This is a genomic window from Streptomyces albospinus, from assembly GCF_014648695.1.
GTDB lineage: Bacteria > Actinomycetota > Actinomycetes > Streptomycetales > Streptomycetaceae > Streptomyces > Streptomyces albospinus.
In genome coordinates, this window is record NZ_BMRP01000009.1 from 71,351 (window position 1) to 89,725 (window position 18,375).

The 18,375-nt window shown below is 66.4% G+C and carries 15 protein-coding genes; all 15 read right to left on the reverse strand.

Going from position 1 to position 18,375, the window contains the following annotated elements; all coding sequences use genetic code 11:
- Positions 1-26: 26 nt before the first annotated feature.
- Positions 27-308 carry a 30S ribosomal protein S19 gene (rpsS, locus tag IEZ17_RS14780; RefSeq protein WP_016571057.1) on the reverse strand — a complete coding sequence of 94 codons (282 nt, stop codon included), beginning with the start codon at positions 306-308 and terminating at the stop codon, positions 27-29.
- A 12-nt stretch (positions 309-320) separates the two neighbouring features.
- On the reverse strand, positions 321-1,157 hold the full coding sequence (gene rplB / locus IEZ17_RS14785) for a 50S ribosomal protein L2 (RefSeq protein ID WP_030283452.1): 837 nt from the start codon (positions 1,155-1,157) through the stop codon (positions 321-323).
- Positions 1,158-1,196: 39 nt separating this feature from the next.
- The gene (rplW, locus tag IEZ17_RS14790; protein ID WP_100604423.1) at positions 1,197-1,520 is read right to left on the reverse strand and encodes a 50S ribosomal protein L23; all 324 of its coding nucleotides are present in this window, start codon (positions 1,518-1,520) and stop codon (positions 1,197-1,199) included.
- Positions 1,520-2,173 (reverse strand): 50S ribosomal protein L4, encoded by a 654-nt coding sequence (rplD, locus tag IEZ17_RS14795; protein ID WP_189300224.1) that lies wholly within the window; start codon positions 2,171-2,173, stop codon positions 1,520-1,522. Before rplD ends, rplW begins: the two co-directional genes overlap by 1 nt.
- A gap of 8 nt (positions 2,174-2,181) precedes the next feature.
- Positions 2,182-2,826 (reverse strand): 50S ribosomal protein L3, encoded by a 645-nt coding sequence (gene rplC / locus IEZ17_RS14800; protein WP_189300226.1) that lies wholly within the window; start codon positions 2,824-2,826, stop codon positions 2,182-2,184.
- Between the two features lie 14 nt (positions 2,827-2,840).
- Positions 2,841-3,149 carry a 30S ribosomal protein S10 gene (gene rpsJ, locus IEZ17_RS14805; RefSeq protein WP_003948644.1) on the reverse strand — a complete coding sequence of 103 codons (309 nt, stop codon included), beginning with the start codon at positions 3,147-3,149 and terminating at the stop codon, positions 2,841-2,843.
- Positions 3,150-3,574: 425 nt separating this feature from the next.
- Complete coding sequence (gene tuf / locus IEZ17_RS14810; protein ID WP_189300228.1) at positions 3,575-4,768, reverse strand: elongation factor Tu; 1,194 nt, start codon at positions 4,766-4,768, stop codon at positions 3,575-3,577.
- A gap of 157 nt (positions 4,769-4,925) precedes the next feature.
- The gene (fusA, locus tag IEZ17_RS14815; protein ID WP_189300229.1) at positions 4,926-7,046 is read right to left on the reverse strand and encodes an elongation factor G; all 2,121 of its coding nucleotides are present in this window, start codon (positions 7,044-7,046) and stop codon (positions 4,926-4,928) included.
- Between the two features lie 39 nt (positions 7,047-7,085).
- Positions 7,086-7,556: a 30S ribosomal protein S7 gene (gene rpsG, locus IEZ17_RS14820; RefSeq protein WP_004571813.1), complete on the reverse strand. Its 471-nt coding sequence runs from the start codon at positions 7,554-7,556 to the stop codon at positions 7,086-7,088.
- A 2-nt stretch (positions 7,557-7,558) separates the two neighbouring features.
- Positions 7,559-7,930, reverse strand: a complete 372-nt coding sequence (rpsL, locus tag IEZ17_RS14825) for a 30S ribosomal protein S12 (RefSeq protein ID WP_003948652.1) — start codon at positions 7,928-7,930, stop codon at positions 7,559-7,561.
- A gap of 346 nt (positions 7,931-8,276) precedes the next feature.
- The gene (locus IEZ17_RS14830) at positions 8,277-8,759 is read right to left on the reverse strand and encodes a DUF1707 and DUF4190 domain-containing protein (RefSeq protein WP_189300231.1); all 483 of its coding nucleotides are present in this window, start codon (positions 8,757-8,759) and stop codon (positions 8,277-8,279) included.
- A 214-nt stretch (positions 8,760-8,973) separates the two neighbouring features.
- Positions 8,974-12,873, reverse strand: a complete 3,900-nt coding sequence (locus IEZ17_RS14835) for a DNA-directed RNA polymerase subunit beta' (protein WP_189300233.1) — start codon at positions 12,871-12,873, stop codon at positions 8,974-8,976.
- A gap of 99 nt (positions 12,874-12,972) precedes the next feature.
- Complete coding sequence (gene rpoB, locus IEZ17_RS14840; protein WP_189300234.1) at positions 12,973-16,455, reverse strand: DNA-directed RNA polymerase subunit beta; 3,483 nt, start codon at positions 16,453-16,455, stop codon at positions 12,973-12,975.
- 630 nt (positions 16,456-17,085) lie between these two features.
- A complete protein-coding gene (gene rplL, locus IEZ17_RS14845) occupies positions 17,086-17,469 on the reverse strand; it encodes a 50S ribosomal protein L7/L12 (protein ID WP_189300235.1) in 384 nt (127 codons plus the stop codon).
- Positions 17,470-17,579: 110 nt separating this feature from the next.
- Positions 17,580-18,107: a 50S ribosomal protein L10 gene (gene rplJ, locus IEZ17_RS14850; RefSeq protein ID WP_189300238.1), complete on the reverse strand. Its 528-nt coding sequence runs from the start codon at positions 18,105-18,107 to the stop codon at positions 17,580-17,582.
- Positions 18,108-18,375 lie beyond the last annotated feature (268 nt).

An 18,375-nucleotide genomic window follows, 5' to 3' on the forward strand; every position in this document is an offset into this window, starting at 1 on the left:
AGTCATAGTCTTCGCACTCCGGTCGATCAGCGACGACGCGACTTGCGGTCGTCCTTCTCGTGGCCGCGGAAGGTGCGGGTCGGCGCAAACTCGCCGAGCTTGTGGCCGACCATCGACTCGGTGACGAACACCGGGACGTGCTTGCGGCCGTCGTGCACCGCGATCGTGTGGCCGAGCATGGCCGGGACGATCATGGAGCGGCGGGACCAGGTCTTGATGACGTTCTTGGTGCCTGCATCGTTCTGTACGTCCACCTTCTTGGCGAGGTGGTCGTCGACGAAGGGCCCCTTCTTGAGACTGCGCGGCATCTAAACCCGCTCCTAGCGCTTCTTGTTCGTCTTGCGGCGGCGGACGATGTACTTGTTGCTGGCCTTCTTCGGCGAGCGAGTACGACCCTCCTTCTGGCCCCAGGGCGAGACCGGGTGGCGACCACCGGAGGTCTTGCCCTCACCACCACCGTGCGGGTGGTCGACCGGGTTCATCACGACACCACGCACGGTCGGGCGGACGCCCTTCCAGCGCATACGGCCGGCCTTGCCCCAGTTGATGTTCGACTGCTCGGCGTTGCCGACCTCGCCGACGGTGGCGCGGCAGCGCACGTCGACCAGGCGGATCTCACCGGACGGCATACGCAGGTGGGCCATGGAGCCCTCCCGCGCCAGCAGCTGCACGGAGGCGCCGGCCGAGCGGGCGAACTTCGCACCGCCGCCCGGACGCAGCTCGATCGCGTGGATCGTCGTACCCACGGGGATGTGGCGCAGCGGCAGGTTGTTGCCCGGCTTGATGTCGGCGCCAGGGCCGTTCTCAATCCGGTCACCCTGCGACAGGCCACGGGGCGCGATGATGTAGCGCTTCTCGCCGTCTGCGTAGTGCAGCAGCGCGATGCGCGCGGTGCGGTTCGGGTCGTACTCGATGTGCGCGACCTTGGCCGGCACGCCGTCCTTGTCGTGACGACGGAAGTCGATCACGCGGTAGGCGCGCTTGTGGCCACCGCCCTGGTGGCGAACGGTCACACGACCGGCGTTGTTACGGCCGCCCTTGCTGTGCAGCGGGCGGACCAGCGACTTCTCCGGCGTGGACCGCGTGATCTCGACAAAGTCGGCGACGCTGGAGCCACGACGGCCCGGGGTCGTCGGCTTGTACTTGCGGATACCCATTTCTCAGTCCTCGTCCGATTCCGGACGACTCGGACTCCGTTAGGAGACCGGGCCGCCGAAGATGTCGATACGGTCGCCCTCGGCGAGGGTCACGATGGCGCGCTTGGTGTTGGCGCGCTTGCCGAAACCGGTCTTGGTGCGCTTGCGCTTACCCTGCCGGTTGATCGTGTTGACCCCGGTGACCTTGACCGAGAAGACCGCCTCGACGGCCTGCTTGATCTGGGTCTTGTTCGCGCCGGGCGCGACGATGAACGTGTACTTGTTCTCGTCCAGCAGCGCGTAGCTCTTCTCGGAAACCACCGGCTTGACGAGAACGTCGCGCGGGTCCGTGAAGGTCTTGCTGGTGACGACGGCCTCAGTCATCAGGCGTCGCTCCCTTCGGTCTCAGCGTTGGCCTTGGGGCCGGACACGAAGGACTCGAAGGCGGCCTTGGTGAAGACCACGTCGTCGGAGACGAGCACGTCGTACGTGTTCAGCTGGCCCGGCTCCAGGATGTGGACCTGGGGCAGGTTGCGGGCGGACAGCCACGCGGCCTCGTCGCTGCGCTCGGCGATCAGCAGCACGTTCTTGCGCTCGCTGACCTTGCCCAGCAGGGACTTGGCGGCCTTGGTGGAAACCGCGCCCTCGACCACGCCGGACACGACGTGGATGCGGCTGTGGCGGGCCCGGTCGGTGAGGGCACCGCGCAGCGCGGCGGCCTTCATCTTCTTCGGGGTCCGCTGGCTGTAGTCACGCGGCACGGGGCCGTGGACGACGCCACCGCCGGCGAACTGCGGCGCACGGGTCGAACCCTGGCGCGCGCGGCCGGTGCCCTTCTGGCGGTACGGCTTCTTGCCACCGCCGCGGACCTCGCCGCGGGTCTTGGTCTTGTGCGTGCCCTGACGGGCCGCGGCCAGCTGCGCGACAACGACCTGGTGGATCAGCGGAATGCTGACCTTGGCGTCGAAGATCTCCGCGGGGAGATCGACGGTCCCGGCCTTGTCGCCCGCCGGCGAAAGGATGTCAATGGTGCTCATCGGTTACCTCAGGCCCCCTTGGCCGCGGTACGGACCAGGACGAGGCCGCCGTTCGGACCAGGAACTGCGCCCTTGATGAGCAGCAGGCCCTTCTCCGCGTCAACGGCGTGGACGGTCAGGTTCTGGGTGGTGACCCGCTCATTGCCCATACGGCCGGCCATCCGCATGCCCTTGAACACGCGGCCCGGGGTGGCGCAGCCACCGATGGAACCAGGCTTGCGGTGCACGCGGTGGGCACCGTGGGACGCCTTGCCGCCGCCGAAGCCGTGACGCTTCATGACACCGGCCGTGCCCTTGCCCTTGCTCTTGCCGGTCACGTCCACCTTGACGCCGGACTCGAAGGTCTCGGCGGTCAGCTCCTGGCCGAGGGTGTACTCGGACGCATCCGGGGTACGGACCTCGACGAGGTGACGACGGGGGGTGACGTCGGCCTTCGCGAAGTGGCCCTTGAGGGGCTTGTTCACCTTGCGCGGGTCGATCTCGCCGAAGGCGATCTGGACGGAGTCGTAGCCGTCCTGGTCATTGGTGCGCACCTGGGTAACGACGCAGGGGCCGGCCTTCACCACGGTCACCGGGACGACACGGTTGTTCTCGTCCCAGACCTGGGTCATGCCGAGCTTCTCGCCCAGGATGCCCTTGATCTGCTTAGCCATCTCTTCCGCGCCTCTCAGAGCTTGATCTCGATGTCAACGCCGGCCGGAAGGTCCAGGCGCATCAGCGAGTCAACGGTCTTGGGCGTCGGGTCGAGGATGTCGATCAGGCGCTTGTGCGTGCGCATCTCGAAGTGCTCGCGCGAGTCCTTGTACTTGTGCGGCGACTTGATGACGCAGTACACGTTCTTCTCAGTGGGCAGCGGCACCGGGCCCGCGACCGACGCACCAGTACGGGTCACCGTCTCGACGATCTTCTTCGCCGAGGAGTCGATGACCTCGTGGTCGTAGGCCTTGAGCCGGATGCGGATCTTCTGTCCCGCCATGGCTACTTCGTAGTCCTGTCTCTCGTAACGCTCTGGGACCCGGTAGGTTCGCGTTCCTCTCCGACCCACGCGGTCGGGCGTGTCGCGCCCCTTCTCGTAAATCTCCGCAGGGGAGATCCTTCGAGAAGGAGAAAGTGGGGGAAGAACACCCACCGGGCGCCTGGCCGAGGCACCCCGCTGACGCTTCCCGGAAGATTCCCGTACTTCCGCCCCTCAGAAGGGACGACGAATACCTGGGACTCGCTTCCAGTCCTCCCGGCGGGAGGCGCGCAGCATCGGCACTCAACCGAGCAACCTGGACAGTGTGCCATACCCGGGATGCGTAAGGCCAATCGAGGCCCAACTGTCAAGAAGCCCCGCCCACCTGATGGTGAGCGGGGCTTCTCGGATGCTCCGGGGAGCTACCGGGTCGACCGGATCAGCAATTACTTGTTGATCTTGGTGACCTGGCCGGCGCCGACGGTCCGGCCACCCTCACGGATGGCGAACTTCAGGCCCTCCTCCATGGCGACCGGCTGGATCAGCTGGACCGACATCTCGGTGTTGTCGCCCGGCATGACCATCTCGGTGCCCTCGGGGAGGGTCACGACGCCGGTCACGTCCGTGGTACGGAAGTAGAACTGCGGGCGGTAGTTGTTGAAGAACGGGGTGTGGCGGCCACCCTCGTCCTTCGACAGGATGTACGCCTGCGCCTCGAACTCCGTGTGCGGGGTGACCGAGCCCGGCTTGATGATGACCTGGCCGCGCTCGACGTCCTCGCGCTTGATGCCGCGGAGCAGCAGACCGACGTTCTCACCGGCCTGGCCCTCGTCGAGCAGCTTGCGGAACATCTCGATGCCGGTGACCGTGGTGGTGGTCTTCTCGGTCTTGATGCCGATGATGTCCACGGTCTCGTTGACCTTGAGGACACCGCGCTCGATACGACCGGTGACGACGGTGCCACGACCGGTGATCGTGAAGACGTCCTCGATCGGCATCAGGAACGGCTTGTCGACGTCACGCTCGGGCTGCGGGATCGACTCGTCGACGGCCTTCATCAGCTCGAGGACGGTGTTGCCCCACTCCTTGTCGCCCTCAAGGGCCTTCAGAGCGGAGACCTTGACGACCGGAACGTCGTCGCCCGGGAACTCGTACTCGGAGAGGAGCTCACGGACCTCGAGCTCGACGAGCTCCAGGATCTCCTCGTCGTCCACCATGTCGGCCTTGTTCAGGGCGACAACGATGTAGGGAACGCCGACCTGGCGGGCCAGGAGCACGTGCTCCTTGGTCTGCGGCATCGGGCCGTCGGTCGCGGCGACCACGAGGATGGCGCCGTCCATCTGCGCCGCACCCGTGATCATGTTCTTGATGTAGTCCGCGTGACCGGGGCAGTCGACGTGGGCGTAGTGACGCGACTCGGTCTGGTACTCGACGTGCGCGATGGAGATGGTGATACCGCGCTGGCGCTCCTCAGGAGCCTTGTCGATCTGGTCGAAGGCCGAGGCCTCGTTCAGGTCCGGGTACGCGTCGTGCAGCACCTTGGTAATGGCGGCCGTGAGGGTCGTCTTACCGTGGTCAATGTGACCGATGGTGCCGATGTTGACGTGCGGCTTAGTCCGCTCGAACTTCGCCTTCGCCACTGGGGTCCTCCTGTGGAGTGGTTCTGTACGCCTTACTCATCGGCGCCAGGTGATCTTTGCTGGGGTGCCGGCTGCCGGGGCATCCTCACGGATCGCGGGGAATGCCCCGGCAGACGGTGTCAAGCCTAAAGCGTGTTCCGACTCTCGGGAGACGGAGCTACTCGCCCTTGGCCTTCGCGATGATCTCCTCGGCGACGTTCCGCGGAACCTCGGCGTAGGAGTCGAACTGCATCGAGTAGCTTGCGCGACCCGACGTCTTGCTGCGGAGGTCTCCGACGTAGCCGAACATCTCCGAGAGCGGAACCAGGCCCGTGACGAGCTTGGCGCCGGCGCGGTCCTCCATGGACTGGATCTGCCCACGGCGGGAGTTGATGTCGCCGATCACATCGCCCATGTAGTCCTCGGGCGTGGTGACCTCGACCTTCATCATCGGCTCCAGCAGGGCCGGGCTGGCCTTGCGGGCGGCCTCCTTGAAGGCCATCGAACCGGCGATCTTGAAGGCCATTTCCGACGAGTCGACCTCGTGGAAGGCACCGTCGAGAAGGGTGACCTTGACGCCCGTGAGCGGGTAGCCCGCGAGGACACCGAACTCCATGGCCTCCTGGCAGCCGGCGTCCACGGACGGGATGTACTCCCGCGGGATGCGGCCACCGGTGACCTTGTTCTCGAACTCGTAGCCATCGCCTTCGAGCGGCTCGAGGGCGATCTGGACCTTCGCGAACTGACCGGAACCACCGGTCTGCTTCTTGTGCGTGTAGTCCAGGCGCTCGACCGCCTTGCGCAGCGTCTCGCGGTACGCGACCTGCGGCTTGCCGACGTTGGCCTCGACCCGGAACTCACGCTTCATACGGTCGACCAGCACGTCGAGGTGCAGCTCGCCCATACCCGCGATGATGGTCTGGCCGGTCTCCTCGTCGGTGTGCACCTGGAACGAGGGGTCCTCTTCGGCGAGGCGCTGGATGGCGACACCCAGCTTCTCCTGGTCGCCCTTGGACTTGGGCTCGATGGCGACCTGGATGACCGGGGCCGGGAACTCCATCGACTCAAGGATCACCGGAGCGCTCGCGTCGCAGAGGGTCTCACCGGTGGTGGTCTGCTTCAGACCCATGACGGCGACGATGTCGCCGGCACCCACCGACTCGATCTCCTCACGCTTGTTCGCGTGCATCCGGTAGATCTTGCCGATGCGCTCCTTCTTGCCCTTCACCGAGTTCTGCACCTGCGTGCCGGCCTCAAGGCGGCCCGAGTACACCCGGATGAAGGTGAGCTTGCCCAGGTGGGGGTCGCTCGCGATCTTGAACGCCAGGGCGGACAGCGGCTCGTCCTCGGACGGCTTGCGCTTGACGACCTCCTCCGGGTTGTTGACCGCGTGGCCCTCGATGGCCTCGACGTCCAACGGGGAGGGGAGGTAGCGCACGACCGCGTCGAGCAGGGGCTGGACGCCCTTGTTCTTGAACGCGGTACCGCAGAACACCGGGGTGACGGTGGTGACGTCGGCCTTGCCGGAAGCGATCGTGATACGGCGGATCGCCGCGTACAGCTGCTCCTCGGTGGGCTCCTGGCCCTCCAGGTACAGCTCCATGACCTCTTCGTCGTTCTCGGCGACGACCTCGAGCAGCTTGCCGCGCCACTCGTCGGCGGCCTCGGCGTGGGTGGCCGGGATGTCGACGGTGTCGTACATCTCGCCCTTGGCGGCCTCGGCCGACCAGACCAGGGCCTTCATCTTCACGAGGTCGACGACGCCCTTGAAGTCCGCCTCGGTGCCGATCGGCAGCTGCATGACGATCGGCACCGCGCCCAGGCGGTCCGAGATCATGTCGACGCAGCGGTGGAACTCGGCACCGGTGCGGTCGAGCTTGTTGACGAAGCAGATGCGCGGCACGCCGTAGCGGTCCGCCTGACGCCAGACGGTCTCCGACTGCGGCTCGACACCGGCAACGCCGTCGAACACCGTCACCGCGCCGTCCAGGACGCGCAGCGAGCGCTCCACCTCGACCGTGAAGTCGACGTGGCCCGGGGTGTCGATGATGTTGATGGTGTTGTCGACGTTCTCCAGCGGCCAGTGGCAGGTCGTCGCGGCAGACGTGATCGTGATGCCGCGCTCCTGCTCCTGCTCCATCCAGTCCATCGTGGCAGCGCCGTCGTGGACCTCACCGATCTTGTACGAGACACCGGTGTAGAACAGGATCCGCTCGGTGGTGGTCGTCTTGCCCGCGTCGATGTGGGCCATGATCCCGATGTTGCGGACCTTGGCCAGGTCAAGCGAAGTGGTAGCCATAGTGGCTCAATCTTCTCTCGGTCTCGATGTGGGTTGCGACTACCAGCGGTAGTGCGCGAAGGCCTTGTTGGACTCGGCCATCTTGTGCGTGTCCTCACGCTTCTTGACCGAAGCGCCGAGGCCGTTGGAGGCGTCGAGCAGTTCGTTCATGAGGCGCTCGGTCATGGTCTTCTCGCGGCGGGCGCGGGAGTAGCCCACGAGCCAGCGGAGCGAGAGGGTGGCGGCGCGGCCGGGCTTGACCTCGACCGGGACCTGGTAGGTCGCGCCACCGACACGGCGGGACTTGACCTCAAGGGTCGGCTTGATGTTCTCCAGCGCGCGCTTCAGCGTGATGACCGGGTCGTTGCCGGTCTTCTCGCGCAGACCCTCCATGGCGCCGTAAACGATGCGCTCAGCGGTGGAGCGCTTGCCGTTCAGCAGAACCTTGTTGATGAGGGAGGTCACCAGAGGAGAGCCGTAGACCGGGTCGATGATGACCGGGCGCTTCGGGGCGGGGCCCTTACGAGGCATTCTTACTTCTCCTTCTTGGCGCCGTAGCGGCTGCGAGCCTGCTTGCGGTTCTTGACGCCCTGCGTGTCGAGGGAGCCGCGGATGATCTTGTACCGAACACCCGGCAGGTCCTTCACACGGCCGCCACGCACGAGCACGATCGAGTGCTCCTGGAGGTTGTGGCCCTCACCCGGAATGTAAGCGGTGACCTCGATCCCGCTGGTCAGACGCACACGCGCGACCTTACGCAGGGCCGAGTTCGGCTTCTTCGGGGTGGTCGTGAACACACGCGTGCAGACGCCACGGCGCTGGGGCGAACCCTCAAGCGCGGGCGTCTTGTTCTTCTCGACCTTGTCCTGCCGGCCCTTGCGGACCAGCTGCTGGATCGTAGGCACCGTTTCTCCGGTTTCTGTGTGCCAGTCTCGGTAAAGCTAACCTGGAACATTCCCCGACCCACGCGGTCGGGTGTGTCGAATACTGCAGACCTGCCTCGCTGGAACGAGGGCGGCGGCAGATTGCGGTGTCAAAACCCGGCTTCCGCACTGTTGGCACTCTCCGGCCGGAAGTGGCGGGAGAAGGCGCGCACGGCAGCCCAGGGACACCCCAGGCACAAGGTCAGAGCGTACCTACCGCATTGGCTGCGGTCAAAACAAATGCACACGCGAAGGACACGCCGGACTCGCCCGGCGCTGCGGCCACCGTAGTGCGATCCACTGCGCTACGGAAGAAGGCGCACGGCCCTCACGGCCGCACCGCCGTGACCAGCACCATCACCAGGATGAACAGGGCCCAGGCCCCGATCCCGAGCCAGCCCAGCACCAGCCCCGCGACCGCCTGGCCGTCTCCCCGCTCACCGGTCCGCCGGATCTCGGCCCGCGCCTTGTGCCCCAGGATCACCGCCGGAATCGAGGTCACTCCCCAGGTCACCGGCGCCAGCAGCCCGCACACCAGCGAGCCCGTCGCGGAGCCGTTGGTGGGCTGCACCATCGGCATCTGCATCGGCAGGAACGTCGTCGGCACCGGCATCGGCCGCGGTGCGAACTGCGCCTGCGGCACCGGCCCTTGGGGCAGATCCGCGACCAGCATCTGCAACTCGGCGTGGGTCTGCGCCTGATACGCCCGCGCGATCCGCTGCTCGTACTCCGGCTGCCCGAGCCGGCCCTCCGCGAAGCCCGCCTTCAGGACATCGACCGCCCGCTCGCGATCGGCGTGCGAGGCACGCATGGCCGGCACCTGGTACGGATTCTGAGCAGGCTGCCCACCCTGCCACGGCTGGAATGCCATGTCGCGAACCTCCCCCCGCTCGACAGTTCTCCCCATCTTCTCATCACAGACGCAGCAATGGGAGGACAAGTTCCCTCGGCCACACGGGCGGCCGAACGCCGCAGGGCGGCCACCCCGAAGGGTGGCCGCCCTGTTGCTGTTCCGCGGTGCGGGATTACTGGTTGTACGGACCGTAGTCGTAGTCCTCCAGCGGGACCGCCTGGCCGGAGCCGGTGCCGAAGGGCGAGTAGTCGATGTCGTCGTAACCGACGGCCGAGTACATCGCGGCCTTGGCCTCCTCGGTGGGCTCGACCCGGATGTTGCGGTAGCGGGACAGGCCCGTACCGGCCGGGATGAGCTTACCGATGATGACGTTCTCCTTGAGGCCGATCAGGGAGTCGGACTTGGCGTTGATCGCCGCGTCCGTCAGGACCCTGGTCGTCTCCTGGAAGGACGCCGCCGACAGCCAGGACTCGGTGGCCAGCGAAGCCTTGGTGATACCCATCAGCTGCGGACGGCCGGAGGCCGGGTGGCCGCCTTCCGCCACGACGCGACGGTTCTCGCCCTCGAACTTCGTGCGCTCCACGAGCTCGCCCGGCAGCAGCTCCGCGTCGCCGGACTCGATGATCGTCACGCGGCGCAGCATCTGCCGGATGATGATCTCGATGTGCTTGTCGTGGATCGCCACGCCCTGGCTGTTGTAGACCTTCTGGACCTCGCCGACCAGGTGGACCTGGACGGCGCGCTGGCCGAGGATCCGCAGCACGTCGTGCGGGTTGATCGCGCCGACGGTCAGCGGCTGGCCGACCTGGACGTGGTCGCCCTCGCCCACCAGCATCCGGGCGCGCTTGGAGACGCCGTACGACGTCTCGTCGCTGCCGTCGTCCGGCGTGACGATGACCTTCTTGGTCTTCTCGGTCTCCTCGATCCGGACGCGGCCGGCCGCCTCCGAGATCGGGGCGACACCCTTGGGCGTACGGGCCTCGAAGAGCTCGACGACACGCGGCAGACCCAGGGTGATGTCGTCACCGGCCACACCACCGGTGTGGAAGGTACGCATCGTCAGCTGGGTGCCGGGCTCACCGATGGACTGGGCGGCGATGATGCCGACCGCCTCACCGATGTCGACCAGCTTGCCGGTGGCCAGCGAACGGCCGTAGCAGAAGGCGCAGGTGCCGACCGCGGACTCACAGGTCAGGACCGAGCGGGTCTTGACCTCCTCGACACCCGCGTTGACCAGCGCGTCGATGAGCACGTCACCGAGGTCGACGTTCGCCGGGGCGACGACCTTGCCGTCGACGACGACATCCTCGGCCAGCATGCGGGCGTAGACGCTGGACTCGACGTCGTCCGCCTTGCGCAGGACACCGGCGGCGTCCTTCGAGGCGATCCGCAGCTTGAGACCGCGCTCGGTGCCGCAGTCCTCCTCGCGGATGATGACGTCCTGGGAGACGTCGACCAGACGACGGGTCAGGTAACCCGAGTCGGCGGTACGGAGGGCGGTGTCCGCCAGACCCTTACGGGCACCGTGCGTGGAGATGAAGTACTCCAGCACGGAGAGACCCTCACGGAACGACGCCTTGATGGGCCGCGGGATGGTCTCGTTCTTGGCGTTGGACACCAGACCACGCATACCCGCGATCTGACGCATCTGCATCATGTTTCCGCGAGCACCGGAGTCCACCATCATGAAGATGGGGTTGGTCTTCGGGAAGTTCTCATTCATCGCCTCGGCAACCTCGTTGGTCGCCTTGGTCCAGATGTTGATGAGCTCCTGCGTGCGCTCGTCCTTGGTGATCAGACCGCGCTCGTACTGCTTCTGGACCTTCTCGTCCTGGGCCTCGTAGCCCGCGACGATCCCCTTCTTGGCCTCCGGCACGACGATGTCGGAGACGGCGACGGTGACGCCGGAACGGGTGGCCCAGTGGAAGCCGGCCGCCTTCAGGTTGTCGAGCGTCGCCGCCACGATGACCTTCGGGTAGCGCTCCGCCAGGTCGTTGACGATCGCGGAGAGCTGCTTCTTGCCCACCGAGTAGTCGACGAACGGGTAGTCCTCGGGCAGCAGCTCGTTGAAGAGCGCGCGGCCCAGGGTGGTGCGCAGCCGGAAGCTGTCACCCTGCTGCCACTCGGGCTCGCCCTCCTCCGCGACCGGCGGGGTCCAGCCGCGGGGCGGAACCGTACCGATCGGGAAGCGGATGTCGACCTTGGCCTGGAGCGAGAGCTCGCGGGCGTCGAAGGCCATGATCGCCTCGGCGACCGAGCCGAAGGCCCGGCCCTCGCCCTTGACCTCGCGCTCCTCCTCGTCCGTGGTGAGGAAGAAGAGGCCGAGCACCATGTCCTGGGTCGGCATGGTGACCGGACGGCCGTCGGCCGGCTTGAGGATGTTGTTCGAGGACAGCATCAGGATGCGGGCCTCGGCCTGCGCCTCCGCGGACAGCGGCAGGTGCACGGCCATCTGGTCACCGTCGAAGTCCGCGTTGAACGCGGTGCAGACGAGCGGGTGGATCTGGATGGCCTTGCCCTCGACCAGCTGCGGCTCGAACGCCTGGATACCGAGGCGGTGCAGGGTCGGCGCACGGTTCAGCAGCACCGGGTGCTCGGCGATGACCTCTTCGAGGACGTCGTACACGACGGTGCGGCCACGCTCGACCATGCGCTTCGCGCTCTTGATGTTCTGCGCGTGGTTCAGGTCCACCAGGCGCTTCATCACGAACGGCTTGAAGAGCTCCAGCGCCATGGCCTTGGGCAGACCGCACTGGTGCAGCTTGAGCTGCGGGCCGACGACGATGACGGAACGGGCCGAGTAGTCGACGCGCTTGCCGAGCAGGTTCTGACGGAAGCGGCCCTGCTTGCCCTTGAGCATGTCGGACAGCGACTTCAGCGGACGGTTGCCGGGGCCCGTCACCGGGCGACCACGACGGCCGTTGTCGAAGAGCGCGTCCACGGCCTCCTGGAGCATGCGCTTCTCGTTGTTCACGATGATCTCGGGCGCGCCGAGGTCGAGAAGCCGCTTCAGGCGGTTGTTGCGGTTGATCACACGGCGGTACAGGTCGTTCAGGTCGGAGGTCGCGAAGCGGCCACCGTCCAGCTGCACCATCGGACGCAGGTCCGGCGGGATCACCGGGATGCAGTCCAGCACCATGCCCTTGGGGCTGTTGCGGGTCTGGAGGAAGGCGGAGACGACCTTGAGGCGCTTGAGCGCACGGGTCTTCTTCTGGCCCTTGCCGGTCCGGATGATCTCGCGGAGGCGCTCGGCCTCCTCCTCCAGGTCGAAGGTCTCCAGGCGCTTCTGAAGCGCAGCGGCGCCCATGGAGCCGTCGAAGTACGTGCCGAAGCGGTCACGCAGCTCGCGGTAGAGGAGCTCGTCGCCCTCCAGGTCCTGGACCTTCAGGTTCTTGAAGCGGTTCCAGACCTCGTCGAGGCGGTCGATCTCGCGCTGCGCACGGTCGCGCAGCTGCTTCATCTCGCGCTCGGCGCCCTCGCGCACCTTGCGGCGCACGTCCGCCTTGGCGCCCTCGGCCTCCAGCTCGGCCAGGTCGGTCTCGAGCTTCTTGGCGCGGGCCTCAAGGTCGGAGTCGCGGCGCTGCTCGATCTGCTGGCGCTCGACGGAGACGTGGGCCTCCAGCGAGGGCAGGTCGCGCGTACGGCGCTCCTCGTCCACCCACGTGATCATGTAGGCGGCGAAGTAGATGACCTTTTCGAGGTCCTTGGGGGCGAGGTCCAGCAGGTAGCCCAGCCGGCTCGGCACACCCTTGAAGTACCAGATGTGGGTAACGGGAGCGGCCAGCTCGATGTGGCCCATCCGCTCACGGCGCACCTTGGCGCGAGTGACCTCGACGCCGCAGCGCTCGCAGATGATGCCCTTGAAGCGGACGCGCTTGTACTTACCGCAGTAGCACTCCCAGTCCCGGGTCGGACCGAAGATCTTCTCGCAGAAGAGTCCGTCCTTTTCGGGCTTGAGGGTGCGGTAGTTGATGGTCTCCGGCTTCTTGACCTCACCGTGGGACCACTGACGGATGTCGTCAGCGGTGGCAAGGCCGATCCGCAGCTCGTCGAAGAAGTTGACGTCGAGCACTATGCGTCAATCCCTCTCAGGGTCGTGTCTCTATGGTCTGTACGGGGTCCGGGGCGGGGCCGGGACCTCCTCTGCACGAGGCGGTCCCGACCAGACCCGTCAGACCTCTTCGACGCTGCTCGGCTCGCGCCGGGACAGGTCGATGCCGAGCTCCTCCGCAGCGCGGAAGACGTCCTCGTCGGTGTCGCGCATCTCGATGGACATGCCGTCCGAGGACAGCACCTCCACGTTGAGGCACAGGGACTGCATCTCCTTGATAAGCACCTTGAAGGACTCGGGGATGCCGGGCTCGGGGATGTTCTCGCCCTTGACGATGGCCTCGTAGACCTTCACGCGGCCGGTCACGTCGTCGGACTTGATCGTCAGCAGCTCCTGGAGGGCGTACGCGGCGCCGTAAGCCTCCAGCGCCCACACCTCCATCTCACCGAACCGCTGGCCACCGAACTGGGCCTTACCACCCAGCGGCTGCTGGGTGATCATCGAGTACGGACCGGTCGAGCGGGCGTGCAGCTTGTCGTCGACCAGGTGGTGCAGCTTGAGGATGTACATGTACCCGACCGAGATCGGGTCCGGGAACGGCTCGCCGGAGCGGCCGTCGAACAGCTGGGCCTTGCCGGAGCTCTTGACCATCCGCTCGCCGTCGCGGTTGGGGAGCGTCGAGTCGAAGAGACCCGCGAGCTCGTCCTCGCGCGCACCGTCGAAGACCGGGGTCGCGACGTTGGTGCGCGGTGCGACGTCGTCGGCGCCGATCGCCTGGAGCCGCTGCTGCCACTCCTCGGAGCCCTCGACCTTCCAGCCCTGGCTGGCGAGCCAGCCGAGGTGGATCTCCAGGACCTGTCCCGGGTTCATTCGGGACGGGACACCCAGCGGGTTGAGGATGATGTCGACCGGGGTGCCGTCCTCCAGGAACGGCATGTCCTCGACCGGCAGGATCTTCGAGATGACGCCCTTGTTGCCGTGGCGGCCGGCGAGCTTGTCACCGTCGGTGATCTTGCGCTTCTGTGCGACGTAGACGCGGACCAGCTGGTTCACGCCCGGGGGCAGCTCGTCGCCCTCTTCACGGTCGAAGACGCGGACGCCGATGACCTTGCCGATCTCACCGTGCGGCACCTTCAGCGAGGTGTCGCGCACCTCGCGCGCCTTCTCACCGAAGATCGCGCGGAGCAGGCGCTCCTCGGGGGTCAGCTCGGTCTCACCCTTGGGCGTGACCTTGCCGACGAGGATGTCGCCGGCGACGACCTCGGCACCGATCCGGATGATGCCGCGCTCGTCGAGGTCGGAGAGGACCTCCTCGGAGACGTTCGGGATGTCCCGGGTGATCTCCTCGGGGCCCAGCTTGGTGTCACGGGCGTCGACCTCGTGCTCCTCGATGTGGATCGAGGAGAGGACGTCGTCCTGCACGAGGCGCTGCGACAGGATGATCGCGTCCTCGTAGTTGTGGCCCTCCCACGGCATGAACGCGACGAGCAGGTTCTTGCCGAGGGCCATCTCGCCCTCTTCGGTGGACGGACCGTCGGCGAGGACCTGGCCCTCGACGACCCGCGCACCCTCGTCCACGACGACCTTCTGGTTGAAGGAGGTGCCCTGGTTGGAGCGGGTGAACTTGGCGACGCGGTACGTGGTGTACGTGCCGTCGTCGTTGGCGACGGTGATGTAGTCCGCGGAGACCTCCTGGACCACACCGTCCTTCTCGGCCTTGATGACGTCGCCGGCGTCGACCGCGCAGCGGTACTCCATGCCGGTGCCGACCAGCGGCGACTCCGCCTTGATCAGCGGAACGGCCTGGCGCATCATGTTCGATCCCATGAGCGCGCGGTTGGCGTCGTCGTGCTCCAGGAACGGGATCATGGCGGTCGCGGCCGACACCATCTGGCGCGGCGAGACGTCCATGAAGTCCACCTCGTCGGCGGGGACGAGGTCGACCTCGCCGCCACGGCGGCGGACCAGCACACGCTGCTCGGCGAAGCGCATGTCCTCGGTGAGCTTCGCGTTCGCCTGGGCGATCAGGAAGCGGTCCTCCTCATCAGCGGTGAGGTAGTCCACCTCCTCCGTGACCTGGCCGTCGACGACCTTGCGGTACGGCGTCTCGATGAAGCCGAAGACGTTGACCCGGCCGTACGACGCGAGCGAACCGATCAGACCGATGTTCGGGCCTTCGGGGGTCTCGATCGGGCACATGCGGCCGTAGTGCGAGGGGTGCACGTCACGGACGTCCAGACCGGCCCGCTCACGGGAGAGACCACCCGGGCCCAGCGCCGACAGACGGCGCTTGTGGGTCAGACCCGACAGCGGGTTGGTCTGGTCCATGAACTGGGACAGCTGGCTGGTGCCGAAGAACTCCTTGATGGAGGCGACGACCGGCCGGATGTTGATCAGGGTCTGCGGCGTGATCGCCTCGACGTCCTGGGTGGTCATGCGCTCGCGCACGACGCGCTCCATACGGGCGAGACCCGTACGGACCTGGTTCTGGATCAGCTCGCCGACGTTGCGCAGACGGCGGTTGCCGAAGTGGTCGATGTCGTCGGTCTCGACAACGATGCTGTTGCCGTTCTCGCCGATCGTCTCGGTCTCGCCGGCGTGCAGCTTGACCAGGTACTTGATCGTGGCGATGACGTCATCGGTGGTCAGCACACCGGCGTCCAGCGGCTCGTCGCCGCCGAGCTTCTTGTTGACCTTGTAGCGGCCGACCTTCGCGAGGTCGTAGCGCTTGGGGTTGAAGTAGAGGTTCTCCAGCAGCGTCTGCGCGGCCTCGCGGGTCGGCGGCTCGCCCGGGCGCAGCTTGCGGTAGATGTCGAGCAGCGCGTCGTCCTGGCCCTGGGTGTGGTCCTTCTCCAGGGTGGCGCGCATCGACTCGTACTCGCCGAACTCCTCGAGGATCTGCTCGGTCGTCCAACCGAGCGCCTTGAGCAGGACGGTCACGGACTGCTTGCGCTTGCGGTCGATACGCACGCCGACCATGTCGCGCTTGTCGATCTCCATCTCCAGCCAGGCACCCCGGGACGGGATGATCTTGGCGGAGAAGATGTCCTTGTCGGACGTCTTGTCGATCGAGCTGTCGAAGTAGACGCCCGGCGAGCGGACCAGCTGCGAGACGACGACACGCTCGGTGCCGTTGATGCAGAAGGTGCCCTTGGGGGTCATGAGCGGGAAGTCGCCCATGAAGACCGTCTGGGACTTGATCTCGCCGGTCTCGTTGTTGGTGAACTCCGCGGTGACGAACAGCGGAGCCGCGTACGTGAAGTCGCGCTCCTTGCACTCGTCGATGGAGTTCTTCGGGGGCTCGAAGCGGTGGTCGCGGAACGTCAGCGACATCGACCCGGAGAAGTCTTCGATCGGGGAGATCTCTTCAAAGATCTCTTCGAGACCGGACTTGGTGGGAACTTCCTGCCCACTCTCCAGCGCAGCCTCGACGCGACCCTTCCATGCGGCATTGCCGAGCAGCCAGTCGAAGCTTTCGGTCTGCAGCGCAAGGAGGTTCGGAACCCCGAGGGGCTCCTTGATCTTCGCAAAAGAGATGCGCAGCGGGGCGGTGCTGTCGCCGTTGTTCGTATTGGCAGTCGAGGCGTTGCGCGAGGCGGCCAAGAGGGGGTCCTTCCGAGGGCTCGGACTCACTACGCGCGTACCGGTCCCGAATCGAGCAGACTGAGGGAAAGCCCAGGTCAGGGCGGTTCATTCAGCTTTGCTCGGGCTCGGGTATGCCCCTGGTGACGGGCAGGGAGCAGCTAACAGGCAGCGCAAAGGGTCAGTGTAGCCACTTGGCACACTGATGTCCAGAGCGAGTTTCCGGAGACCGGTACAGCACCGTGATACCGATCTTCTCCCTCCGGGAGGTCGTGCCCCCCGATCCGGAGGAGCCCCTCGTTGTTCTTCTCCACGCCCAATGCCCTGCGCCTGCCGAAAGCCCTGCGCCAGTGGCGCACACCGATGCTTCCCTCTTCGTCGGCGATCCATGCCTCGAACCCTGGATCGCTTCTGCGTCGCGTCCCGAGAATTGCGCGCCGCGTCCGGTTCGTCAAGGCCCCCCACCTCAGGGAGATCGTCACATGGAGGCGCGTCCGGGCAACGAAGATCACCATACTCGCACTCCGGCGCGAGGCAATGCAGCCGTGGCTTGCACGACGAAGGGCGACCACCCGCATGGGTGATCGCCCTTCGCTGTGTCCGTGTACGCCCTCAGGCGCTCAGGACGTGAGTCTCAGCGACTCACTGGGGTCACTTGACCTCGACGGAGGCGCCGGCGGCCTTGAGGGACTCGGCAGCCTTCTCCGCGGCCTCCTTGGCGACCTTCTCCAGGACGGGCTTCGGGGTGCCGTCGACGAGGTCCTTGGCCTCCTTCAGACCCAGGGAGGTCAGCTCACGCACGACCTTGATGACCTGGATCTTCTTGTCGCCGGCGCCGGTCAGGATGACGTCGAACTCGTCCTGCTCCTCGGCCTCGGCGGCGGCCGGGGCACCCGGGCCGGCAACGGCAACGGCGGCCGGGGCGGCAGCGGTGACGTCGAACTTCTCCTCGAACGCCTTCACGAACTCGGAGAGCTCGATGAGGGTCATCTCCTCGAACTGCGCGAGCAGGTCTTCCTGGCTGAGCTTCGCCATGATGGGCGATCCTTCCACTAAATCGGCTGGTGCCGGATGTACATGTCGGCGGGCGTACGTTGGGCCCGCTTCGACCGTCGCCTCAGGCGGCGGTCAATGTGCGAGCCGAATTACTCGGCACCGCCCTGCTCGGCCTTCTTGGCACGAAGCGCCTCCGCGGTGCGGACGAACTTCGAGGGAAGCGCCTGGAAGAGCGCGGCAGCCTGGGACTGCTTGCCCTTCATGGCGCCCGCCAGCTTGGCGAGCAGAACCTCGCGGGACTCGAGGTCCGCAAGCTTCTTGATCTCGTCGGCGGACAGCGCCTTGCCGTCAAGGACACCGCCCTTGATGACGAGAGCGGGGTTCTCCTTGGCGAAGTCACGAAGACCCTTCGCCGCCGTGACCGGGTCACCGGTCACGAAGGCAACAGCGGTCGAGCCCTTGAGGTGCTCGTCCAGCTCGATCCCGGCCTCCTTGGCCGCGATCTTGGTCAGCGTGTTCTTCACCACACGGTACTGAGCGTTCTCGCCGAGAGAACGGCGGAGCTCCTTGAGCTGCGCCACAGTCAGTCCGGTGTACGAAGTCACAACAGCTGCGTTGGAGTCGCGGAGCTTCTCCGTGATCTCCGCAACTGCTGCGTTCTTGTCAGACGTCGCCATGAGCCTCGGCCTCCTTCCGGGTGATGAGGACCGCGCAGAAGGGGCTGGGCAAAACAAACGCCCCGGCGCAGGCGCACGGGGCGATACTCGACCAGGCTCACACCCGGGAGATCTTCCTCATTCACCTGCGCAGGCCGTCCGCAGCTAGCGGATCCTTCGGCCACCACACGCCCGATACCGGACGCGCAGAGACAACCAGCGGTCTTTGGCTTCCGGGACACCGTACGGGAGCGGCCTGCGCTCAGGCAAATCGGCTGCGGTGGGACGT